The sequence below is a fragment of the Romboutsia timonensis genome (assembly GCF_900106845.1).
Taxonomy (GTDB): Bacteria; Bacillota; Clostridia; order Peptostreptococcales; family Peptostreptococcaceae; genus Romboutsia; species Romboutsia timonensis.
On the sequence record NZ_LT629850.1, the window covers coordinates 1,262,850 to 1,287,177 of the forward strand.

Sequence of the window (24,328 nt, forward strand, 5' to 3'; positions counted from 1 at the left end):
TAATATTACAATTTGTTTAAATTAATATTATAAGAAAATAAAAACTATATAGCATTGCAATATCAATATTTTTATTAATTTTTTCCATTAAAAGTTCTTAATATAAAAAATTCGCTTCACTTGAGCGACGTGTCGGCGAAACACTTCATTTCGCAAACGATATATCTTTCCTACCGCAACGGATAAATCCGTTGCTCAAAAATATTATTATATATATTACTTTATGGGTATTCTTATATAATGCATATTTATGGTATAATAAATTTTTGATGAAAGTTAAAAATAAATAATATACACTTGAGGAGGTCATAAAGTTGGCAAATACTTTTTACATAGTAAGACATGGACAAACGAATTGGAATATATTAGGCAAAACTCAAGGTCATGGAAATTCAGATTTAACTCAAAAAGGAGAAGAACAAGCTTTTGAGTTAGCAAAAGCCATAAAAGAGTATCCTATAGACTATATATATAGTAGTGATTTAGGTAGAGCAGTTCAAACAGCTGAAATTGTTGGTGATCAAATAGGTGTTAAGGTTAATCAAACTAAATCTCTAAGAGAAATGGGATTTGGAGACTGGGAAGGTCTTTTAATAGATGAAATAAAGAAAAATCACGCAAAAACATATGAAACTTGGAGAAATCAACCTCACTTAGCAGATATACCTAATGGTGAAACTCTTCATATTATAAAAGATAGAGTAGATGCCTTTATAAAAGAATTAAATGAAAAATATGATAATAAACATATTTTACTAGTTAGTCACTCTGTTACAGTGAGAGTTATGTTACTTTCATTTTTAAACTCTGGAATGGAAAATATATATAGAATAAAACAAGATAATACAGCTCTTAATATAGTAGAGTGTAGAAATTATGGCCCAGTAATAATAAAGATGAATGATACTAGTCATATAAAAAATAATGAGAAATTAAATAACTCAGCATTAGAATAGGAGTAAATAAATGTCTAAAATTATAGTAGTTGGAGGTGGCCCATCTGGAATGATGGCTGCTCTTAATGCATCAAAGTCTAATCATGAAGTTATATTATTAGAACGAAATGGAGAGTTAGGAAGAAAGCTTTTACTTACTGGTGGTGGAAGATGTAATATAACTAACAACAGAGATATTGAAGACTTTTTTGATAAAGTTGTAAATAATAAAAAGTTTTTATATAGTAGTTTTTATAGCTTTACTAACAAAGATTTATTATCATACTTCGAAGAAAATAATTTAGAATATAAAATTGAAACTGATAATGACCATAAAGTATATACAAAATCAGATAAATCAGAAGAAGTAATAGAAGCGTTAAAATCTGATTTAAAAGCTAATAAAGTAAAAATACTATATAATACTAAAGTTGTTGATCTTATAATAGAAAATAATACTGTTATAGGAGTTAAAACAGAAAATAACCAAACTATACTAGCAGATAAGGTTATAATATCAACAGGTGGAAAAAGCTATCCAAACACAGGATCTGATGGTATGATGTATGAAATATTAAAAAAATATGGACACACCATAAATAAAATATATCCAGCATTAATACCTCTTACAGTTAAAGAAAGCTTTATAAAAAAACTACAAGGTATTTCTATGAGAAATGTTGAAATTTCTTGTAAGATAAAAAAGAAAAAGATAAGTCAAGTTGGAGATATGTTGTTTGCCCATTTTGGTTTAACAGGACCAGCTGTATTAAAATTTTCATCATATATAAATAAATATATAGATGAAAATGAATTAGAAATAAGTTTAGACTTTTTACCTAGTATTACTGGTGATGAAATATCTAAACTTATAAGAGAAAATCCTAATAAAAATGTAATTAATAATCTAAAAGGATTACTACCTCAAAACTTTTTAAAGGAAATATTCAATTTATTAGATTTAACTGATAAAAAAGCTAATGAATTATCAAAGAGTGATGAATTAAAAATAGTAGAGTGTATAAAAAGTATGAAGCTAACTTGCAATGGAAGTATTGGTATAAAAGCTTCTCAAGTTACAAGTGGTGGAGTATCTGTAAAAGAAATAAACTCTTCTACTATGGAGTCAAAATTAATAGAAAATCTATTTTTTACAGGGGAAGTAATAGATGTAGACGCTGAAACTGGCGGATATAATTTACAAATAGCTTTTTCAACAGGGTATCTTGCTGGAATAAGTGTATAGGTGATTAATATGAAAGTATTAGCAATAAGAGGTGCAACAACTGTAACTTCTAATAATAAAGAAGAAATATTAAAAGAAACTTCTAAACTAATAGAAACAATAATATTAAAAAATGAATTAAATAATGAAGATATTATAAGTATGTGTTTTACTATGACAAAAGATTTAGATGCAGTATATCCAGCTGTAGCTGTCAGAGAGATTCTAGACATACATGATATACCTATGTTAAATTATGAAGAAAAGCATATACAAGGAAGTTTAAGTAAATGTATAAGAGTTATGATGTATATAAATACTGAAAAAACTAAAGCTGATATAAAGCATATTTACTTAAATAATGCAAAAAACTTAAGAAAAGATTTAATAAATAAATAACTAATAGGAGATAAAAAATGAAAAACTTAGTAATAGCAGTAGATGGACCAGCAGGAGCAGGTAAAAGTACAATAGCAAAATTAATAGCAGAGAAATTAAATATAAACTATATAGATACTGGAGCTATGTATAGAGCAATAACATATAAATGCCTTCAAAATAATATAGATATAAATAATGAAGAAGAAGTTATAAAAATAGCTAAAGATTGTGAAATAGATTTTAAAGATAATAATATATATTTAAATGGAGAAATATTAAAAGACGAAATAAGAACAATGGAAGTTAGCAACAATGTTTCTAATGTAGCAAAAATAAAAGAAGTAAGATATCTTATGGTAGATGTTCAAAGAAATATAGGAAAAGTAAGTTCTGTTATATTAGATGGAAGAGATATCGGTTCTTATGTATTCCCAAATGCAGATTATAAATTTTTCTTAGTAGCAACACCAGAAGAAAGAGGAAAAAGAAGATATAAAGAGTTAGTTAATAAAGGATATGATGTAAACCTTGAAGAAATAATAAGCGATATAATAAAAAGAGATGAAATTGATTCAAACAGAGAATTTGCACCACTTGTTAAGGCAGATGATGCTATAGAAATAGATACTACAGGAAAGAGTATAAATGAAGTAGTTCAATCTGTACTATCTAAAATAAACATATAATATATTAAAGTTATAAAGTGCTTTATGGTACTTTATAGCTTTAATAATTGAAGGGAGATAAAAGTGAGTTTTTATAAATTTGTAACAAAAGCTTTTAAATGTTTTGTAAATATATTTTACAAATATAAAGTTATAGGAGCAGAAAATATACCTGATGAGGGCAATGTAATAATTGCTGCAAATCACAAATCTAATCTAGATCCTATATTCTTAGCAGCAGCAATAGAAAATAGGCAAGTTGCAGCTATTGCTAAAAAAGAACTTTTTGATATAAAGCCATTAGCATATATTTTAAAAAAATTAAATGTTATTCCTATAAATAGAGAAAAACCAGATATCTCTACTATAAAAAATATTCTAAAGGCTATAAAAGATGGATATGTATTAGGTATATTTCCTGAAGGAACAAGAATTAAAGAACCTGGATTTGGTAAAGCTAAAGCTGGACTTTCTCTATTTGCCATAAAAGGAAAAGCACAAGTTGTACCTATATCTATAATATCTAATTATAAATTATTTAATAGAGTAACGATATTTATAGATAAACCAATTTCATTTGAAGAATACTATAAACAAAAGCTTACTTCAGAGGAAAATGAACGATTATCACAGAATGTATTAGAAGTAATAAAAGAAAATTACTATATACACTCTAAATAATAATATTTTAATTTTAGGGAGATATGAAATATGAAAGTAAAAATAGCTAAAGAAGCAGGATTTTGCTTTGGTGTTAAAAGAGCTATGAAAATGGCATGGGATGAATTAGAATTAAATTCTGATATATATGCTTTAGGACCACTTATTCATAATAAGCAAGCTGTACAAAGGTATGAAGATAAAGGGCTTGTAACTGTAGATACTATTAATGATATTCCTAATGATAAAAGTGTAATAATAAGATCTCATGGTGTATCTAGCGATATTTACGATAAAGCTAATTCTAATAATTTAAATATAATAGATACAACATGTCCATTTGTAAAAAAAATCCACAATATAGTAAAAGAATTTTATGAAAAAGGATATAAAATAATAATAATTGGAGATAAAAACCATCCTGAAATAATAGGTATAAATGGTTGGTGTGAAAATTCAGCACTTATAGTAAAATCTATTGATGATGTAAATAGCTTAAACTTAGATAATAACAGTAAATATTGTCTTGTAGCCCAAACTACACTAAATTTAGAATTATATAATGAAATAGTAAATATACTATCTAAAAAATTAGATAATATAACTTTTAAGAATACTATTTGTTCTGCAACAAAAACAAGACAACAAGCAGCTAAAGAATTATCTGTTGATGTAGACTGTATGATAGTTATAGGTGGAAAACATAGTTCTAATACACAAAAGCTAGTAAATATATGTAAAGAACAAGTACCTACTTTTGCAATAGAAACTAAAGAAGATTTAGATATAGATAAATTAAACAAATTCAATTTAATAGGAGTTACAGCAGGAGCTTCTACACCTGATTGGATAATTGAAGATGTAATAAGTTTTATAGAATCATTATAATTTATCTAAACTAGCATAATATATAATACGATAATATATAATAAAGACATGAGTTTTATTTAATTCATGTCTTTTGTTTTAAGTTATTTTATTAAGGGTGGATGATATTATATGATTAAGAAGAAAATAAAAAATGTATATAGAATGTTAAGGTATGCATATACAAAAGATATAAATATAAAATGCACTAATGTAAAGTATGGAAGTGATAAAAAACAATATTATAAGGTATATAAACAAAATAGTAATAAACCAACTATATTTTTTATTCACGGAGGAGGTTGGTGTCAAGGTAGTCCATCTTTATATAGTGGAGTTGGGAAATATTTTTTTAAACATGGATATACAGTAGTATTGGTTGGATATAGATTAGTACCACATTATAGATATCCTATTCAAATAGAAGATGCATTTAAAGCTCTTAGACATTATATAAAAAATAATGATACTAATAATGGTATAGTAGTTGGAGGTTATTCAGCTGGTGCAGAAATATCATCTCACTTAGCTTTTGATACAAAAAGGCAAAATGATTATAAAATAAATACATCTATTTTAAAAGGTTTTATATCCATATCTGGAGTTTTAAATTTTAATAAATGTAATTCAAATAGATCTAAAAGGTTAATAAAAAGGTATATATATAAAAGTAATACTGATACTTGTAATCCTATAAATCTAATAAATAAAAACTCTACTATAAGTACTCTTTGTATACATGGTGATAGTGATACACTAATAGATATAGAAAACTCAAAATCCTTTATAAATAATTTAAAGAATGTAAACAATAATTCTTATTTAAAAATAATAAAAGGTGCTGAGCATGAAGATACAATAGATATAGTAAGAGGAAATGGTAATGAATATTCAAAATACGTTTTTGAGTTTTTAGAAAAAATAGTTTGAAGCGAGGTGAATTAATGGCTATTACTAATAAAAGACATTTTATAGATAACATAAAAGTAGTACTTATATTTCTAGTTGTATTTGGTCACTTAATAGAGAGATATATAGACACTAGTGACACATTAATGGCTATATATATGTTTATATATATTTTTCATATGCCTTTGTTTATTTATATCTCTGGATACTTATCTAAAAATGTAAATAAGAGTAAGAAAATTTTTCTAAAGGATTTATTAATACCATATATTTTCTTAAATATTATATGGTATTCACTAGCATATATATATACTGGGGATGTTAATTTACCTATAATATATCCAGGATGGACTTTATGGTTTTTACTAAGTTTATTTTTTTGGAGAAGTTCACTTAAATACTTAATAAAAGTTAAATATATACTGCCTATTAGCTTTATATTAGGTATTTTAATTGGACTTATACCAAATGGATCTATTCTATCATTTTCAAGAACTATAGTTTTTTTACCTTTCTTTTTATTAGGATATTATACAGATATAGAAAAGATAAAATATATATTTGATAAGGTTAACATAGGTATATGTATTTTAGGAATACTTATATTTATAATCGTTTCATTTTTTATAGCTAATAAAGATATTTTAGATTATCGATTTTTATATGGATCTCATTCCTATAAAGAGCTTGGTATCAGTATTTATATAGGCATAATCTCTAGAATATTACTTTATATTAGCAGTATATTATTAAGCTTATTTGTATCATATATAATACCAACTAGCAAAACATTTTTTACTCATATTGGAAAATCAACTATGTATATATATGTTTTTCACACTTATATTATACTTATAATATTCTATCTTATACCTTCATGGAATAAAAGTCTTCTTACAAATTTAATAATTATAATTAGTCCATTATTAGTTACATATATACTTTCATGTAAATTTTTTGAGAAAACTTATAATATGGTACTCAATCCTATATGTAAACTAATAAAATAAAAGAGAGTATAGCATACTCTCTTTTATTTATATCAGAATTTTAACTTATCATTTAGCTAATAATATAAAGGGTGATAAATATGTATATATTAAATTTAAAAACTGCCGAAATAATAGATCATTTTAGAGAAGACTTTTATAGTAAAGTTTATCCATATCTTATTTTAAGTACAGCTTGTGAACTAAAATTACTTAAAGATATTTTAGATATAGATGAAATAACATTTAATGATTGCCTTGAATTTGATGAAAATATAAAACTTGATTTATTTGATAACTATGACTTTTTAAGTCTTAATACATGTGAACTTAGTGGTAATGAAGCTAAAATTGAAGAAGTAAATATGTACTTATCAGATAACTTTATATTAGTTATATGTGAAAAGGATAATTTCTTATATGATTATGTAAAAAGTATGATTCTTAATAATTCAAAGATTCAAAAGCATTATAATCCTAGTAATCTTTTTAAAATAAGTTATCTTATAATAAAAAATATTATTATACATGAATTTGAAAATTTAGAAAAAGTAGAAGATATGATATTAGATTTAGAAGATGAAATTATGGAAGGTACAGATGATGAACATATTCTAAAAATAAATTATATAAGAAGTCTAACTAGAATCTTAGTAAAAAACACAAGACCTCTTTTATATTTAGGTGATAGAATACTAAAAGATAATTTTAGATATCTTAAATATAATGATATGAAAAGATCCAATTTAGATAATTTACAAAGTATAGATTTTGGTATTGATAAATTATATAATTTCGCACTTTCAACTAGAGAATTAGCTGATAAATTACTAGATATCTATTCCTCTAAGGTTGCCGAACAGACTAATGACATAATAACAAAGCTTACACTTTTAACAGCTATTTCAGCTCCACTTACTATAATTACAGGTATATACGGTATGAACTTTAAATTTATGCCTGAACTCAACTTATATTACGGATATCCTTTGACTATAGGAATTATGTTTATTATTGTATTGTGTGGAATTATAATATTTAAAATAAAAAAATTATTATAAAGTAAGAGTAATTATATTATATATTTTTACAAAATAACATCCACTTTATTTTTTTAAGTCAACTCACTTGGATGAATGGCATTTTCCTTTATTTTTTTAATTAAAATATACTTTAAAATTATAAAATAAGGTAAAGTGCTATTTTTTTAAATAAAATCATCCTTTTATAGTATAAAATATTTATATTTTTATCCAAATAGTGTAAAATACAGTTAAAACCCAAGAAAAGGAGATACTTTATGGAGAAATTATACTATATTGATCAATATATAAAAGAGTTTACAGCTGAAATCGTGGAAGTTTTAGAAGTAAACAACCAATTTCATGTATTACTTGATAAAACAGCATTCTTACCTGGTGGCGGAGGGCAATTTTGTGATTTAGGAAAAATAGATGTCCATCCAGTTATAGATGTTTATGAAAAAGAAAATAAAGTTTATCATGTTTTAGAAAAAAAGCCTATAAAAATACATAAAGTTAAGTGTGAGATAGATTGGAGTAGAAGAGAAGACGGTATGCATCAACACTTTGCTCAACATGTATTATCTGGATGCTTTTACACCCTATTTAAATTAAATACAGTTTCTTTTCATTTAGGAAAAGAGTCTAGTACAGTCGATATACAAGGAATATTAACTGAAAATCAAATAAGAAAAGCAGAGCAATTTGCTAATGAAATGATATCTAATGATATAAAACTTGAAGTATTAACTCCATCTAAAAAAGATTTAAAAAAGATATGGATAAGAAGGGACTTACCAGATACTACTAATGAAATAAGAATAGTAAAAATTGGAGATTTAGATTCTAATGCTTGTTGTGGTGTTCATCCAAAATCTACATTAGATTTAAGATTAATAAAGATAAAAAGATGGGAAAAGAATAGAGGAAACACTAGAATAGAATTTTTTGCTGGAAAAAGAGCAATAGACTATATACTAAAAAGAGATTTAATTCTAAATGACATTTGTAAGTATTTAAAATCTGGAGAAGAAGAGGTTATTAAAGGAATAGCTAATATAAATGATAAAGTTCAAGAGATTTCAAATGAAAATAAAAAGTTAGAAGCTATTGTATCAGATTACGAAATAAAAGATATGATAAATAAAAGTACTAAAATAAATAATATCTCTATTATAAAAAACATATATACTGATAAATCTATGAAGTACATATCTAAGGTTGCATCTAAAATAACAGAAAACGATAACTTTATAGCTTTACTAGCTTTAATAAATGATGATAAGGCAAACTTAGTATATGCATCATCTAAAAATTTAGATGTAAAGATTAATGATCTATTAAAAGATTCAATAAAGTTAATTGATGGCAATGGTGGAGGAACACCTTTCATGGCTCAAGGTGGAGGTAAAAATAACGGGAATATAGAAAATACATTAAATTACGCACTTAGTAAATTAGAAAAGTCTATAGGATAAAATAAAAATGAAGCTAAGATTAAATAATTAGCTTCATTTTTGAGCAAGGATATATCGTTGGCGAAATGAAGTGTTTCGCCGACACGTCGCTCAAGCGAAACGAATTTTTTTATTATCACTATTAACTTAACTATTATAACTTTTAATATTCTATAAAATCAATTCTTAATTAGTCTTATCTTTTTCATTATGAAAATAACCATATCTTTTTTTAGTCAAAGGATATAATCTTTAATTAATTTATATTAACATAATAAATCATATAATTCCGTCTATTAAATTAATCATCTATTATTTACATATTTAATTAAAAATTATTTACAACTATGAATATGCTTATAAAGAGCAATAATCAGGATGAAGTTTACATAATTTAATTATTTTAAAAATATAAAGCTATTTTTTATTATAATTACAGTAAAACGCATTTAATTCGATTCTAAGCATTTCCGTTATTTTTCTGATACATTATATTATTTTTTTTTGAAACTTCTTAAAACTGAATATAATGCTTTGGATTTTTAACATACTTTTATAAATTAAAAGAAAGTATTAAAACTATAAGTATAAAAAGAGTAGGTAATTTATAATAAGAAACCATAAGATTAAATTACATAAATATTAACAATTGCTCATTATCTGTAATAATATATAGAAGCTAAAATATCACTTTATAAAAAGTAAATTTTAATTGAACACTATTTTAATTTCTTTAATTAAATAAACACAATTTAAATTAATATATTTTATAAATATTTTAAAAACTCAAAAACTAATTTCTTTTATGTTATAAATTCTACTATACATGTAATAAATTGATTTTATTTATATTTATTTGTATAAATAAACTAATTTTCACGTGAAAATTATAAATTTCAGCTTAGTTTTATTAAAATCGATTATAAGAGGTTTAATAAGATTTTAATACTTTTAGTCTATAAATAAAATAAGAACCCTTTAAAATCGAATTTAAAAGGTCTTTATTTTTCACTTTTATCCTAAGTTAAATAAAACTTCTGATATTTTATCACTAGCTTCAGAATCCATTTCTTTTAATGTATGAGCGTATATATTAAGAGTAGTATTGACGTTTGAATGTCCAACCCTTTCTGAAATTACTTTAATTGGTACTTTTGAATTTATAAGCAACGTAACATGAGAGTGTCTAAGATCATGAAATCTTATATGATCTAAATCATTATCCTTAAGAAATCTATTAAATTTCTTACTTAATACATCCTGAGCTATAGGATTTTCATTTTTATCAAAAAATAATAAATTTAAATTATTCTTTATTTTACCCTTTAGTTTATCCTCTAACTGATTTCTTTTATGTTCTCTCAATAAATTTATTATTTCTTTAGGCGCTGATATTGTTCTTTCGGAACTTTCTGTTTTAGGGCTTTTTAATATTACAGTATTATTATCTCTAACAGTTATTTTATTTATGGTTATTGTATTTTCTATAAAATCTATATTATCCCAAGTTAATCCTAAAACTTCCGAGATTCTAAGCCCCAATCCACTAGCCAAATAAATCTGTAACTCTAATGAACTTCCTTTACAAACTTGAAGAAGCTTAACCATATCAGTTTTATTGTATATATTATTTTTAAACTTTTTTACTTTTGGAAGTTCTATACATTCAACTATATTTTCTCTTATTAATCTTAATCTATAAGCTTTTTTTAATGCCAAGTTTAAAATGTTTATATGTATCTTTATAGTTTGAGGAGCTAAGATACCTACTAAATCATCAACATAGTTTTGTAAATGTATAGGCTTTAATTCTTCTAATTTATATTTTCCTAACATAGGGATTATATATTTTTTACATATTCTAAGGTAACAATTATATGTGGTGATAGATAAGTTTATCTTATGTTTATCTAAAAAATCAATTAAAAAGTTTTCTAAATTCACAGCATTTGGAAGTACTAATTCATCATTAAATATGCTATCTTTTAACTCATTTAACTTTCTAGAGGCATCTCTTTTCTTTTCAAAAGAGCCCATATTTTTTTGTATTTTTTTACCGCTATTTTCATCTTTATATTCCAAATAAACTATATAGTTTTTGCTTCTTTTTCTTATAAATACAAAACTCATTTTATTCCTCCGTTTTATGACAGTTATGTATTTATTATACCATAATTTAAAAATAAAAATATAAAAATATCTGACATAAAACTGACATAAAGCACAAAATTAGACATACAATCATTGAAAATACTATATTTTATTTTTTTGGCATAAAACTATATATTTTATGTCTTATAATAAAAACATTTTAATTTATAGGTTTACAACAATTTACAAAAGTGCATTTTACTGCATATCTTATAAGTATCTATTTAAATTAATTCTATTTTTAAGTAACAAATATATTCGTATCAGAAGCAAGAATATACTATCGATAAAATTATAAAAGCGAATTTTTCACACTCATATATTAACTTCATATTATTTTTTAGTAGATTAGTAGGAGTATAAATTTATTTTAAAAACTGTATTTTGAAATTCCTAAAATCTTTATTTTTTATAAAAATTTCTGTATAATTATATATCAGTATATAATACAAGGAGATAAAACATGAGAAGAAGAAAAGTCAAAGGTGCAGATGAAAAACTATTAAGTTATAAAGACTATGTAGTTAGAGATAATATAGAAAGTTTAAAAGGAAACTGGAATCAACTATTTAAAAATGATAATCCTATACATGCAGAGTTCGGTACTGGTAGAGGTAAATTTTTAACTACATTAGCAAAACAAAATCCTGATATAAATTACATTGCTTTTGAAATAAAAGAAGAAGTGCTTTTAAAAGCTGTAGAAAAAGCAGATCGTGATAATTTAAAGAATATAGTATTTGCTTGGGCAGATGTAAGCAAAGCATTAGATTATTTTGATTCAAATGAACTATCTAGAGTTTATATCAATTTCTGTGATCCATGGCCTAAGAAAAGATGGGCAAAAAGAAGATTAACTCATACTAATTTCTTAAATATGTATAGAGAGATACTTAACCCAGAAGGTGAAATACATTTTAAAACCGATAATGAAGGGTTATTCGAATTTAGCTTAAATGAAATAGCTTCTAACAACTGGAGTCTTAAAAACATATCATTAAATTTAGCTAATAGCGATTTTGAAAATGTAACAACTGAATACGAAGATAAGTTTATGTCTCAAGGATTAAAAATTTTCAGATGTGAAGCTAAATCAAGATAAAAAAATAAGAGGTTATTATAAAATGTAACCTCTTATTTTAAAAAATACCATTTTTTTTGCTCGTAGCATATATACCTATTAAAACTATAACTAGATATATACAATATAATGTTATTTTTATATTTTGAACACTTATCCCAAGTAATTCTATACCTTCATTAGATGATGGAAGCATCACTAAAAGCGAAGAAATTATGATAAGCAAAGGATTTATAACTATTTGCTTATCAGTTCTTAAAATCATTATTTTTCCAGCCCATGTTATAGATAAAACAAAAAATAAAATTCTAAGTACAAATTCTAATGTATCTAACATAATCAAACTCCCCTTTACTCAGTGGATTTATTAGTAGTATTTCCATATTAGTTGTATTTAATCAGTTGATAGGCCAAATAACCCACTGTAAATATGTAAAATAAATATTTATAGAACTATATTATATTACTTATAAGATAAAAAATAAATACTAAACTACATTAACTAATAAATTAAAATCTTTAATAACATAATAAAAGATATATTTATCTTAACGAATGCATATTAATTCTATATACATTTGTTAGGAGTGATACTATGAGATTTAAATTTCTAGATTGGTACACCCAAGCTCTAGGTGCAACTTTTGGTATTTTAGCATGTATTTATGCGTATTTAAATGGTTATATGTTTGTATATGGCAACATAGAAGGTTATTTTGATTTTCTTGGTTTCAGCGGAGTAATTTCTAGTTATTTATTACTACCACTTTGTCTACTAAGTTTATTTATTAGTTTAATTAGGTCATATACTATAAAAAAGGAAATATTAAACATGTCTTTTGAATCTATTAATATCTTTATAAGTATTTTGACTGTTGTCGTAGGTTTTATGGGAGCTAAAATTTACTTTACAATTCCTGCTGCATTTATATTGTTCCATATATTAGAACCTTATTTACATAATTATAGAAATTCAGAAAATCAAGAAGTCATACTTGACGATAATAAAGAGTACGATATTACACAAAATACTATCGAATTTGATAAAATAGATATCGATATACCTAGTGAAGCTAATGCATCTAACGAAGCTGAGGAATTATACAAAAGCAGAAGTAATAATCCAAATGTTATAGAGACAAAAAAAGAAATCGCTATAGAGCTTTTAAGAAAGAATTCTAGCAAACAATTTATAGTGGAATTAACTGGATTTACCTTGGATGAAATTAATATGTTAGAGAAAGAATCAGGAATAAATAATATTTAATCTGGTTAATCTAAATATAAATTCTAACATGTAATAGAAACCAAGGAGGATTATATGCAATTAAGAAGAGCTATGGAAATAGTAAATACACAAGATAATAACAGTAATATTTTTTATAAAGAAAACCCAGTAAAAATACTAAGTGTTGATAATAACATAGGAACTGCATATGTAGAAACATTACAAGGGGATTCAAGATTTGAAGTTGACTTAGAACAATTAAGCGAAGTAGAAAAATAAATTTTATAGAAAAAACACTTGGAATTAAGTCATTTCAAGTGTTTTTTCTATTTTTAGTATTTTCAATCATGGCTTTAGTATAGTTTATTAATTTATTACTGTTATTAAAACTAAAAATGATTTTTTAATTACCTTGTCAAAAACTTTTCTCTTCATATCATCTAGTAATCAAGTATGTCTCATAGTCCTCTCTGGTGATTCATGAGCAAGTAATTCATGTACTGTCAGTTTATTTAATAAAATATTTGTATACTAAATTATTATCAGTATATTTTATTATGCATTGACATGATTTAAGCATAATAAAATATACTGATAATAATATATACAAATAAGGGGATTTAGCATGGAGGGAAAATTAATAGACAATAAGCAATATGGTAGAGTTGGAGATGTATTAAAAATACATATAAAGGAAAATTCAAAACTTTCTATAATAGCATCTTATTTTACTTTGTATGCCTTCGATGAACTTAAAGAAGAATTATCAAAAATAGATAATTTGAGATTTATCTATACAGAGCCTACATTTGTGAATAACGATAACAAAAACATAATGAGAAAAATTAAAGAAAATGAAAATAAATTATTCGGAGTAGAAGAAGAGCTAAAGGATAAATGTACTCTTAATCAAAGTTATATTGCTAGAGAATTAGCTAAATGGATTAAAAGAAAAGTAGAAATTAAAGCTTTAAAAAATACTAAAATGAATGGTGCTCTTTGTCATATTGAGAGTGATGATAAGAATGTGAGTATAACTGGAGCAACTTCTCTATCATGCCCAAGCCTAGGGTATATAAATTCTACTCCAATGTATTTAAATATTTATACAGATGATAATGAATTAAATTCTACATTAAAAAGTAAGTTTAATGAAATATGGAATAATGAAGATAAACTTAAAGACGTTAAGAAAGATATTTTAAATAAGATAAGTTATTTGTATAAGGATAACTCACCAGAGTTTCTATATTTTATTACTTTGTACAACATATTTAAAGATTTTTTAGAAGAAAATGATAATAAAGAAGTAATCAAATCAAGAACTGGTTTTAAAGATACTGAAGTTTGGAATAGATTATATAGCTTTCAAAAAGATGGTGTAGTTGGAGCTATTAATAAAATAGAAACTTATGGTGGTTGTATTATTGCAGATAGTGTTGGTCTTGGTAAAACCTTTGAAGCTCTAGCTATTATAAAATATTATGAACTTAGAAATTATAAGGTTTTAGTTCTTACACCTAAGAAACTTCATGATAATTGGTCAGTTTACAGAGTTAATGATAAGAGAAATATATTGGCAAGTGATAGATTTTCTTATGATTTATTAAATCATACTGACTTATCAAGAAAAGGTGGAATGAGTGGTGATATAGACCTCGATTTTGTAAATTGGGGGAACTATGATTTAGTAGTTATAGATGAATCACATAACCTTAGAAATAACGTAGCTGTTAATGATAGAGAAACTCGCTATGAAAAATTAATGAAAAACATTATAAAAGACGGTGTAAAAACAAAGGTACTTATGTTATCAGCTACACCTGTTAATAACAAAATGGATGATTTAAAAAATCAATTAGCATTTATAACAGAAGATAACGATAAAGCATTAGAAAAAAGTGCAGATATAAAAAGTATTAGCTCTACACTTAGAAAAGCTCAGTATATATTTAATAAATGGAGTGAACTAGAAGAAAATGAGAAAACGACAGAAAGACTTCTTGATATGTTAAACTTCGACTATTTTAAGTTGCTAGACTCATTAACTATAGCACGTTCTAGAAAACATATTGAAAAATATTACAATGTTTCAGATATTGGAGAGTTTCCAAAACGTTTAAAACCAGAAAATATAAAATCAGATATTGACATATTAGGTAAGTTTCCTTCACTAAAAGAGATTAATAATGAAATACTAAGACTTAATTTATCTGTATATGCACCAATAAAATATGTACTNATAAATGTACTCTTAATCAAAGTTATATTGCTAGAGAATTAGCTAAATGGATTAAAAGAAAAGTAGAAATTAAAGCTTTAAAAAATACTAAAATGAATGGTGCTCTTTGTCATATTGAGAGTGATGATAAGAATGTGAGTATAACTGGAGCAACTTCTCTATCATGCCCAAGCCTAGGGTATATAAATTCTACTCCAATGTATTTAAATATTTATACAGATGATAATGAATTAAATTCTACATTAAAAAGTAAGTTTAATGAAATATGGAATAATGAAGATAAACTTAAAGACGTTAAGAAAGATATTTTAAATAAGATAAGTTATTTGTATAAGGATAACTCACCAGAGTTTCTATATTTTATTACTTTGTACAACATATTTAAAGATTTTTTAGAAGAAAATGATAATAAAGAAGTAATCAAATCAAGAACTGGTTTTAAAGATACTGAAGTTTGGAATAGATTATATAGCTTTCAAAAAGATGGTGTAGTTGGAGCTATTAATAAAATAGAAACTTATGGTGGTTGTATTATTGCAGATAGTGTTGGTCTTGGTAAAACCTTTGAAGCTCTAGCTATTATAAAATATTATGAACTTAGAAATTATAAGGTTTTAGTTCTTACACCTAAGAAACTTCATGATAATTGGTCAGTTTACAGAGTTAATGATAAGAGAAATATATTGGCAAGTGATAGATTTTCTTATGATTTATTAAATCATACTGACTTATCAAGAAAAGGTGGAATGAGTGGTGATATAGACCTCGATTTTGTAAATTGGGGGAACTATGATTTAGTAGTTATAGATGAATCACATAACCTTAGAAATAACGTAGCTGTTAATGATAGAGAAACTCGCTATGAAAAATTAATGAAAAACATTATAAAAGACGGTGTAAAAACAAAGGTACTTATGTTATCAGCTACACCTGTTAATAACAAAATGGATGATTTAAAAAATCAATTAGCATTTATAACAGAAGATAACGATAAAGCATTAGAAAAAAGTGCAGATATAAAAAGTATTAGCTCTACACTTAGAAAAGCTCAGTATATATTTAATAAATGGAGTGAACTAGAAGAAAATGAGAAAACGACAGAAAGACTTCTTGATATGTTAAACTTCGACTATTTTAAGTTGCTAGACTCATTAACTATAGCACGTTCTAGAAAACATATTGAAAAATATTACAATGTTTCAGATATTGGAGAGTTTCCAAAACGTTTAAAACCAGAAAATATAAAATCAGATATTGACATATTAGGTAAGTTTCCTTCACTAAAAGAGATTAATAATGAAATACTAAGACTTAATTTATCTGTATATGCACCAATAAAATATGTACTCCCTCATAAGAAAAGCTATTACAGTAAGCTCTATGATACCAAAGTTAAAGGCGGAAAGAGTGTGTTAAGACAAATAGACCGTGAACAAAGTATGATTTATTTAATGAAAACAAACTTTCTAAAAAGACTAGAAAGTTCTATAAACTCTTTTACTTTAACTTTAGAGAATGTTCTTAATAATATTAACTCTAAGATAAAAAAATTAGAAAGTATAAATGATGAGATCAATATAGATATAGATGAAATTGACCCATTAGATACTTCTATAGAAGAGTTTACTATAGGTGACAAGGTAAAAATTAAAATTAAAGATTTAGATATAATCAAGTATAAACAAGATTTAGAGCTAGATAGAAATATAATTTTAGATTTGCTTTCTAAATCAAGAGAAATAAATGAAAGTAGAGATAACAAACTAAACGAATTAAAGAATGTAATTTCTAGAAAAGTTAATAACCCTATAAATGAAAATAATAAAAAAATAATAATATTTACAGCCTTTGCAGATACAGCTAAGTATATATATAAAAATATTAGTATATGGGCAAAAGAAAAATATAATTTAAATTCAGCTTTAGTTACAGGAAGTGAAAATCCTAAGACAACTATTAAAATGAGTAAAGTTGATTTAAATAAAGTTCTTATAAATTTCTCTCCAATATCAAAAGAAAGAGAAAAAATAATGCCAGAAGCTAANAATTGGGGGAACTATGATTTAGTAGTTATAGATGAATCACATAACCTTAGAAATAACGTAGCTGTTAATGATAGAGAAACTCGCTATGAAAAATTAATGAAAAACATTATAAAAGACGGTGTAAAAACAAAGGTACTTATGTTATCAGCTACACCTGTTAATAACAAAATGGATGATTTAAAAAATCAATTAGCATTTATAACAGAAGATAACGATAAAGCATTAGAAAAAAGTGCAGATATAAAAAGTATTAGCTCTACACTTAGAAAAGCTCAGTATATATTTAATAAATGGAGTGAACTAGAAGAAAATGAGAAAACGACAGAAAGACTTCTTGATATGTTAAACTTCGACTATTTTAAGTTGCTAGACTCATTAACTATAGCACGTTCTAGAAAACATATTGAAAAATATTACAATGTTTCAGATATTGGAGAGTTTCCAAAACGTTTAAAACCAGAAAATATAAAATCAGATATTGACATATTAGGTAAGTTTCCTTCACTAAAAGAGATTAATAATGAAATACTAAGACTTAATTTATCTGTATATGCACCAATAAAATATGTACTCCCTCATAAGAAAAGCTATTACAGTAAGCTCTATGATACCAAAGTTAAAGGCGGAAAGAGTGTGTTAAGACAAATAGACCGTGAACAAAGTATGATTTATTTAATGAAAACAAACTTTCTAAAAAGACTAGAAAGTTCTATAAACTCTTTTACTTTAACTTTAGAGAATGTTCTTAATAATATTAACTCTAAGATAAAAAAATTAGAAAGTATAAATGATGAGATCAATATAGATATAGATGAAATTGACCCATTAGATACTTCTATAGAAGAGTTTACTATAGGTGACAAGGTAAAAATTAAAATTAAAGATTTAGATATAATCAAGTATAAACAAGATTTAGAGCTAGATAGAAATATAATTTTAGATTTGCTTTCTAAATCAAGAGAAATAAATGAAAGTAGAGATAACAAACTAAACGAATTAAAGAATGTAATTTCTAGAAAAGTTAATAACCCTATAAATGAAAATAATAAAAAAATAATAATATTTACAGCCTTTGCAGATACAGCTAAGTATATATATAAAAATATTAGTATATGGGCAAAAGAAAAATATAATTTAAATTCAGCTTTAGTTACAGGAAGTGAAAATCCTAAGACAACTATTAAAATGAGTAAAGTTGATTTAAATAAAGTTCTTATAAATTTCTCTCCAATATCAAAAGAAAGAGAAAAAATAATGCCAGAAGCTAAAGAAGATATAGATATATTAATAGCCACAGATTGTATCAGCGAAGGGCAAAACTTGCAAGACTGTGATTACTTGATAAACTACGATATTCACTGGAATCCAGTTAGAATAGTTCAACGATTTGGTCGTATTGACCGCCTTGGATCAAAAAATAGTTGCATAAAGCTAGTGAATTTTTGGCCTAGTATAGAGCTTGATGAATACATACACTTAGAGGGGAGAGTAAAACAAAAGATGAAGATGCTAGATATATCTGCAACTGGAGAAGAAGACGTTATAAGTGAAAATCCACAGAAAATGAAAGACTTAGAATATAGAAGAAAGCAACTTAAACAATTACAAGATGAAGTTATCGACTTAGAAGATGTAAAAGGAAATGTATCCCTTACAGATTTCACATTAGACGACTTTAGAATGGATCTTATTAACTTACAGCATAAATACAATGATGAAATAGAGAATACTCCCCTTGGCATTTATGCCATAGTAAATAACAATAATAAATCACTAGATGGTGAAATAAAACGAGGCGTAATTTATTGCCTAAAGAAAATAGATGGATATAAAAATGAAAGTGATAAAAATCCAATTTATCCTTACTATATGGCTTATGTTAGAGAAGATGGAGAGATAATTTATAACTATACAAATATAAAGAAAATACTAGATATTTATAAATCATTATGTGCTGGAAACAACAAAGTCCTAAATGATTTAGTGGAAGAATTTAATAAAGAAACTAGAAATCAAAAGAAAAAAGAAAATGGATAAATACAAAGAATTATTAAAAGATGTTACAAATGATATTCTAGGAAAAATAGAAGAGCAAGACACTTTAAATATATTCTCTTTAGGAGATTTAAGTNAATATTTACAGCCTTTGCAGATACAGCTAAGTATATATATAAAAATATTAGTATATGGGCAAAAGAAAAATATAATTTAAATTCAGCTTTAGTTACAGGAAGTGAAAATCCTAAGACAACTATTAAAATGAGTAAAGTTGATTTAAATAAAGTTCTTATAAATTTCTCTCCAATATCAAAAGAAAGAGAAAAAATAATGCCAGAAGCTAAAGAAGATATAGATATATTAATAGCCACAGATTGTATCAGCGAAGGGCAAAACTTGCAAGACTGTGATTACTTGATAAACTACGATATTCACTGGAATCCAGTTAGAATAGTTCAACGATTTGGTCGTATTGACCGCCTTGGATCAAAAAATAGTTGCATAAAGCTAGTGAATTTTTGGCCTAGTATAGAGCTTGATGAATACATACACTTAGAGGGGAGAGTAAAACAAAAGATGAAGATGCTAGATATATCTGCAACTGGAGAAGAAGACGTTATAAGTGAAAATCCACAGAAAATGAAAGACTTAGAATATAGAAGAAAGCAACTTAAACAATTACAAGATGAAGTTATCGACTTAGAAGATGTAAAAGGAAATGTATCCCTTACAGATTTCACATTAGACGACTTTAGAATGGATCTTATTAACTTACAGCATAAATACAATGATGAAATAGAGAATACTCCCCTTGGCATTTATGCCATAGTAAATAACAATAATAAATCACTAGATGGTGAAATAAAACGAGGCGTAATTTATTGCCTAAAGAAAATAGATGGATATAAAAATGAAAGTGATAAAAATCCAATTTATCCTTACTATATGGCTTATGTTAGAGAAGATGGAGAGATAATTTATAACTATACAAATATAAAGAAAATACTAGATATTTATAAATCATTATGTGCTGGAAACAACAAAGTCCTAAATGATTTAGTGGAAGAATTTAATAAAGAAACTAGAAATCAAAAGAAAAAAGAAAATGGATAAATACAAAGAATTATTAAAAGATGTTACAAATGATATTCTAGGAAAAATAGAAGAGCAAGACACTTTAAATATATTCTCTTTAGGAGATTTAAGTGGAATGTTAAATAACAATACTAACCAAAATGAATTTGAAATAGTTTCATATTTAGTAATTAAATAGGAGATAATAGTATGTTTGAATTGCTTGGATTAGATAAAGTTAAATATCTTGGACGAAAGCTAGACAAAAAAATGTTTTATGATAATGGAGATTTGTCTAAAGAAGATAAGAAAATTTTTATTGACTATATAGATAGGATAGAAATGAGCTATATATTAAATAGTTCTACTTTAAACATATCATCTTTTATAAATGATGAATATTACTATGAAGCTATAGCTTATTTAAAAGTAAAATTAAAACAACAAGATAAAATAGATAAAATAAGTAAGATTATTAATAATAGCATACCAAATCCTCTGGTGATTATATATGAATTTGATAAAGAATATTGTATAAGTACAGCTATAAAAAGACTTAGTAAAACTGAGAAAAATAAAACGGTAGTAGAGGAAAGTAATATAACTGATTGGTTAAACATAAATAATTTAAGTGAAAATGATAAAAAGTTTATAGACTCTATAAGTCTTAGAAAAATACCTTATACAAATCTATTTGACTTCTATAAGACTATAAATGATAAGATTTATATTTTTAAAATATCTGATAAAATCATTGGGTATGAAGATATAAGTGATAAAAAGACTTTGGAAGAAAGTAAACAAATATCAGAGCAAATAGAAAAATTAGAAGATGAACTAAAGAAAACTATTAGAAATCTTAAGAAAGAAAACCAGTTTAATAAAAAGATGGAGCTTAATATTAAGGCAACTGATTTGGAGAAAAAGATTAAGGAATTAAAAAGTATTTTCTAAATATAGCCATTAAAAATAATATGAGTTATTTTTAAATAACTTATTTGGGGTGATATATATGATTTCAAAAAATAAGCCTCAAAGGGGGAAAATTGGAACACCATATCATATTGAGAAAGCTCACAAGAAAAGAAGAATTAATTGTAAATATTATGATGTAGATGATGGTTCTTGTTATAAAAAATCCGTGGTTTTATGGCAAGTAGGATATGATATTTGTAAAAATTGCAGAGATAAAATACCAATATATGATAAGAAAACAAATACAAAAAATAAAGATACAAATGAAAAAGCTAAAAAATCTAATTCAAATTTGCAAATCACAAATCTAATTATAAATAGTAGTAGGGTTAAAGAAGTTTTAAAAATAGCCAATAACTGTTGTGAACTATGTAATAAAAAAAGCCAAAATCTATGTATTTATGTAATAGATAAAAACAAACCTTCAGAAGAGCTAGATAGTATACTGAACATAATAGCAGTATGTCCAACATGTAAATCTAAAATTTCTAACAATAAAGAAAAATATTTAAATGATATTAAAAAAATAACAAATGACAGATTAAATAAGATGGTTTAATAAATGTATTATTTTTAATAAAAAAGGGGAATTAATTTATGAAAATGTTAGAGGGGATAAGCATGGATTTGACTGAAGATAACTTAAATAAATTAAAGGAGATTTTTCCTGAGGTATTTGAAGAAGGTAAGATTGACTTCGAGAAGTTACGATTAATACTGGGAGATAATATTGAAGATAAAGAAGAAAGATATGAGTTTACTTGGAATGGAAAACAGGATGCTATAAGAATAGCTCAAACATCTTCAACTGGAACTTTAAGACCAGATAAAGAAAGTAGCAAGAATTGGGATGATACTGATAACCTTTATATTGAGGGAGATAATCTAGAAGTTTTAAAACTACTTCAAAAAAGTTATTTTGGAAAAGTAAAGATGATTTATATTGATCCACCATATAATACAGGAAAGGATTTTGTATATAAGGATAATTTTAGAGATAATATTGCTAATTATAAAGAAATTACTAAGCAAAGTACTAAGGCTAATCCAGAAACTAATGGAAGATATCATACTGACTGGCTAAATATGATGTATCCTAGGTTTAAGATAGGACGTAATTTACTTACAGATGATGGTATAATGATAATATCAATAGACGATAATGAAATATCAAATGTTTTAAAAATATGTAACGAAATATTTGGAGAGACAAATGTAGAAACTATGATATGGAGAAAATGTGGTGATGGTAGAGACGGTAAAATGAAAAATACTGCAACATTCAGAACAGATCATGAGTATCTAGTATTTTGTTATAAAAAACAGAAAAAATTAAATAAGGTATTAGAGTACCCAGAATTTAAAAATGAATATTCTAATCTTGATGGCGATCCAAGAGGAAATTATAAGGCTGGGAGTATCTCTAGGAAAGAAGGAGACTCTAATTCTTCTCATAGAAATTATTATTCAGTAAAATCCCCTAGTGGAAAAATATTTACACGTCAATTTGATGTATCTGAAGAAGAGTTTAAAAAATTAGATTTGGATAATAGAATTTATTGGGGAAAAGATGGAGAAGGTGTGCCAGCTATAAAAATATTTCTTAATGAAAAAAGAGAAGTAACACCATATTCAATATTGTTAAATAAAGGTACTACAACAGATGGAAAAAAGGAATTGAATGAACTTTTCGATAATGAAATTTTTGAAAATCCAAAGCCTATAGAATTATTAAAAACACTAATCCAAATATCTACTAGTGAAAGTGACCTGATAATAGATTTCTTTTCTGGTTCATCAACAACAGCACATGCAGTTATGATTCTAAATAAAGAATCGTGTACTAATCGTAGATATATAATGGTTCAATTGCCTGAATTATCTCAAGAAAAAAGTGAAGCATATAAATCTGGATATAAAAATATTTGTGAAATAGGAAAAGAACGTCTAAGAAGAGCTGGAGATAGGATAATCTCAGAAAATCAAAATAAAGAAGAAATTGAAAAACTTGATATCGGATTTAAAGTATTTAAACTAGATTCTTCCAATTTAAAATCATGGGATTCATCAATAGACGATTTAGAACAAAACATTCTCGAAATGGAGACTAACCTTAAAAAAGATAGAAGTAAGGAAGATTTATTATATGAAATTCTTCTAAAAAGTGGTGTAGAACTAACTGCCAAAATAGAAGAGATAAAAGTTGGATATAATACTCTATATAATATAGGAGAAGGAGCATTACTTGCTTGTCTTGATGATAAGATAACTCAAGATGTTATAGATGAAATACCAAAACATAAGTCAAAACATATGGATAGTAAGGTAATATTCAAAGAAGCTGGATTTATGAGTGATGCTGCTAAAATAAATGCTATACAAAACTTAAAACAGTTTGAAATTGAAGATGTAAGGAGTGTGTAG

At 25.2% G+C, this 24,328-nt stretch carries 21 protein-coding genes; 19 read left to right on the top strand and 2 right to left on the bottom strand.

The features are described 5' to 3' along the window. Positions 1–314: 314 nt before the first annotated feature. From BN7997_RS08545 to BN7997_RS08590, 10 genes are all read left to right on the top strand, one after another. Positions 315–956: a histidine phosphatase family protein gene (locus tag BN7997_RS08545; protein WP_071120389.1), complete on the top strand. Its 642-nt coding sequence runs from the start codon at positions 315–317 to the stop codon at positions 954–956. Between the two features lie 10 nt (positions 957–966). After that, positions 967–2,181, top strand: a complete 1,215-nt coding sequence (locus BN7997_RS08550) for a BaiN/RdsA family NAD(P)/FAD-dependent oxidoreductase (protein ID WP_071120390.1) — start codon at positions 967–969, stop codon at positions 2,179–2,181. 9 nt (positions 2,182–2,190) lie between these two features. Further along, positions 2,191–2,559 carry a chorismate mutase gene (gene aroH, locus BN7997_RS08555; RefSeq protein ID WP_071120391.1) on the top strand — a complete coding sequence of 123 codons (369 nt, stop codon included), beginning with the start codon at positions 2,191–2,193 and terminating at the stop codon, positions 2,557–2,559. A 17-nt stretch (positions 2,560–2,576) separates the two neighbouring features. Next, on the top strand, positions 2,577–3,227 hold the full coding sequence (gene cmk / locus BN7997_RS08560) for a (d)CMP kinase (protein WP_071120392.1): 651 nt from the start codon (positions 2,577–2,579) through the stop codon (positions 3,225–3,227). A 63-nt stretch (positions 3,228–3,290) separates the two neighbouring features. Beyond that, positions 3,291–3,887 carry a lysophospholipid acyltransferase family protein gene (locus BN7997_RS08565; RefSeq protein ID WP_071120393.1) on the top strand — a complete coding sequence of 199 codons (597 nt, stop codon included), beginning with the start codon at positions 3,291–3,293 and terminating at the stop codon, positions 3,885–3,887. Between the two features lie 30 nt (positions 3,888–3,917). Continuing rightward, positions 3,918–4,754 (top strand): 4-hydroxy-3-methylbut-2-enyl diphosphate reductase, encoded by an 837-nt coding sequence (locus BN7997_RS08570; RefSeq protein WP_071120394.1) that lies wholly within the window; start codon positions 3,918–3,920, stop codon positions 4,752–4,754. Between the two features lie 111 nt (positions 4,755–4,865). Beyond that, a complete protein-coding gene (locus BN7997_RS08575) occupies positions 4,866–5,663 on the top strand; it encodes an alpha/beta hydrolase (RefSeq protein WP_071120395.1) in 798 nt (265 codons plus the stop codon). A gap of 14 nt (positions 5,664–5,677) precedes the next feature. Next, the gene (locus tag BN7997_RS08580) at positions 5,678–6,652 is read left to right on the top strand and encodes an acyltransferase family protein (RefSeq protein WP_071120396.1); all 975 of its coding nucleotides are present in this window, start codon (positions 5,678–5,680) and stop codon (positions 6,650–6,652) included. Between the two features lie 80 nt (positions 6,653–6,732). Beyond that, the gene (locus BN7997_RS08585; protein ID WP_071120397.1) at positions 6,733–7,692 is read left to right on the top strand and encodes a magnesium transporter CorA family protein; all 960 of its coding nucleotides are present in this window, start codon (positions 6,733–6,735) and stop codon (positions 7,690–7,692) included. A gap of 239 nt (positions 7,693–7,931) precedes the next feature. Beyond that, positions 7,932–9,131, top strand: coding sequence for an alanyl-tRNA editing protein (locus BN7997_RS08590; protein ID WP_071120398.1), 1,200 nt, complete (start codon positions 7,932–7,934; stop codon positions 9,129–9,131). Positions 9,132–10,124: 993 nt separating this feature from the next. Here the strand turns inward: BN7997_RS08590 and BN7997_RS08595 are convergent. Beyond that, complete coding sequence (locus BN7997_RS08595) at positions 10,125–11,240, bottom strand: tyrosine-type recombinase/integrase (RefSeq protein WP_071120399.1); 1,116 nt, start codon at positions 11,238–11,240, stop codon at positions 10,125–10,127. A gap of 484 nt (positions 11,241–11,724) precedes the next feature. Between BN7997_RS08595 and trmB the strand changes: the two genes are divergently transcribed. Next, positions 11,725–12,363 (top strand): tRNA (guanosine(46)-N7)-methyltransferase TrmB, encoded by a 639-nt coding sequence (gene trmB, locus BN7997_RS08600; RefSeq protein WP_071120400.1) that lies wholly within the window; start codon positions 11,725–11,727, stop codon positions 12,361–12,363. 37 nt (positions 12,364–12,400) lie between these two features. Here trmB and BN7997_RS08605 read toward each other — a convergent pair whose 3' ends face one another. Then, positions 12,401–12,679 carry a hypothetical protein gene (locus BN7997_RS08605; RefSeq protein WP_071120401.1) on the bottom strand — a complete coding sequence of 93 codons (279 nt, stop codon included), beginning with the start codon at positions 12,677–12,679 and terminating at the stop codon, positions 12,401–12,403. Positions 12,680–12,937: 258 nt separating this feature from the next. On the opposite strand from BN7997_RS08605, the gene BN7997_RS15425 reads away from it, so the two are divergent. The 8 genes from BN7997_RS15425 (at position 12,938) to BN7997_RS08650 (ending at position 24,328) form a co-directional block, all read left to right on the top strand. After that, on the top strand, positions 12,938–13,609 hold the full coding sequence (locus BN7997_RS15425) for a hypothetical protein (RefSeq protein WP_071120402.1): 672 nt from the start codon (positions 12,938–12,940) through the stop codon (positions 13,607–13,609). 54 nt (positions 13,610–13,663) lie between these two features. Continuing rightward, a complete protein-coding gene (locus tag BN7997_RS08615) occupies positions 13,664–13,849 on the top strand; it encodes a small, acid-soluble spore protein, H family (protein WP_071120403.1) in 186 nt (61 codons plus the stop codon). Positions 13,850–17,263: 3,414 nt separating this feature from the next. After that, the gene (locus BN7997_RS15430; protein ID WP_456300065.1) at positions 17,264–19,894 is read left to right on the top strand and encodes a helicase-related protein; all 2,631 of its coding nucleotides are present in this window, start codon (positions 17,264–17,266) and stop codon (positions 19,892–19,894) included. A gap of 222 nt (positions 19,895–20,116) precedes the next feature. Further along, complete coding sequence (locus BN7997_RS08635; RefSeq protein WP_071120407.1) at positions 20,117–20,968, top strand: helicase-related protein; 852 nt, start codon at positions 20,117–20,119, stop codon at positions 20,966–20,968. After that, positions 20,961–21,128, top strand: coding sequence for a hypothetical protein (locus tag BN7997_RS15885; protein ID WP_207645584.1), 168 nt, complete (start codon positions 20,961–20,963; stop codon positions 21,126–21,128). The genes BN7997_RS08635 and BN7997_RS15885 overlap by 8 nt, the downstream gene beginning before the upstream one ends. A gap of 11 nt (positions 21,129–21,139) precedes the next feature. Next, on the top strand, positions 21,140–21,883 hold the full coding sequence (locus tag BN7997_RS08640) for a DUF4391 domain-containing protein (RefSeq protein WP_071120408.1): 744 nt from the start codon (positions 21,140–21,142) through the stop codon (positions 21,881–21,883). A 58-nt stretch (positions 21,884–21,941) separates the two neighbouring features. Beyond that, entirely contained in the window at positions 21,942–22,463 is a 522-nt protein-coding gene (locus BN7997_RS08645) for a hypothetical protein (RefSeq protein ID WP_071120409.1), read from the top strand. 38 nt (positions 22,464–22,501) lie between these two features. Further along, the gene (locus tag BN7997_RS08650) at positions 22,502–24,328 is read left to right on the top strand and encodes a site-specific DNA-methyltransferase (RefSeq protein WP_071120410.1); all 1,827 of its coding nucleotides are present in this window, start codon (positions 22,502–22,504) and stop codon (positions 24,326–24,328) included.

Bases quoted from the DNA above. Each gene is read 5' to 3' on its own strand.
- BN7997_RS08550 (WP_071120390.1), top strand. From the start codon at position 967: ATGTCTAAAATTATAGTAGTTGGAGGTGGCCCATCTGGAATGATGGCT.
- aroH (WP_071120391.1), top strand. From the start codon at position 2,191: ATGAAAGTATTAGCAATAAGAGGTGCAACAACTGTAACTTCTAATAAT.
- cmk (WP_071120392.1), top strand. From the start codon at position 2,577: ATGAAAAACTTAGTAATAGCAGTAGATGGACCAGCAGGAGCAGGTAAA.
- BN7997_RS08570 (WP_071120394.1), top strand. From the start codon at position 3,918: ATGAAAGTAAAAATAGCTAAAGAAGCAGGATTTTGCTTTGGTGTTAAA.
- BN7997_RS08575 (WP_071120395.1), top strand. From the start codon at position 4,866: ATGATTAAGAAGAAAATAAAAAATGTATATAGAATGTTAAGGTATGCA.
- BN7997_RS08580 (WP_071120396.1), top strand. From the start codon at position 5,678: ATGGCTATTACTAATAAAAGACATTTTATAGATAACATAAAAGTAGTA.
- BN7997_RS08585 (WP_071120397.1), top strand. From the start codon at position 6,733: ATGTATATATTAAATTTAAAAACTGCCGAAATAATAGATCATTTTAGA.
- BN7997_RS08590 (WP_071120398.1), top strand. From the start codon at position 7,932: ATGGAGAAATTATACTATATTGATCAATATATAAAAGAGTTTACAGCT.
- BN7997_RS08595 (WP_071120399.1), bottom strand. From the start codon at position 11,240: ATGAGTTTTGTATTTATAAGAAAAAGAAGCAAAAACTATATAGTTTAT.
- trmB (WP_071120400.1), top strand. From the start codon at position 11,725: ATGAGAAGAAGAAAAGTCAAAGGTGCAGATGAAAAACTATTAAGTTAT.
- BN7997_RS08605 (WP_071120401.1), bottom strand. From the start codon at position 12,679: ATGTTAGATACATTAGAATTTGTACTTAGAATTTTATTTTTTGTTTTA.
- BN7997_RS15425 (WP_071120402.1), top strand. From the start codon at position 12,938: ATGAGATTTAAATTTCTAGATTGGTACACCCAAGCTCTAGGTGCAACT.
- BN7997_RS08615 (WP_071120403.1), top strand. From the start codon at position 13,664: ATGCAATTAAGAAGAGCTATGGAAATAGTAAATACACAAGATAATAAC.
- BN7997_RS08635 (WP_071120407.1), top strand. From the start codon at position 20,117: ATGAGTAAAGTTGATTTAAATAAAGTTCTTATAAATTTCTCTCCAATA.
- BN7997_RS15885 (WP_207645584.1), top strand. From the start codon at position 20,961: ATGGATAAATACAAAGAATTATTAAAAGATGTTACAAATGATATTCTA.
- BN7997_RS08640 (WP_071120408.1), top strand. From the start codon at position 21,140: ATGTTTGAATTGCTTGGATTAGATAAAGTTAAATATCTTGGACGAAAG.
- BN7997_RS08645 (WP_071120409.1), top strand. From the start codon at position 21,942: ATGATTTCAAAAAATAAGCCTCAAAGGGGGAAAATTGGAACACCATAT.
- BN7997_RS08650 (WP_071120410.1), top strand. From the start codon at position 22,502: ATGAAAATGTTAGAGGGGATAAGCATGGATTTGACTGAAGATAACTTA.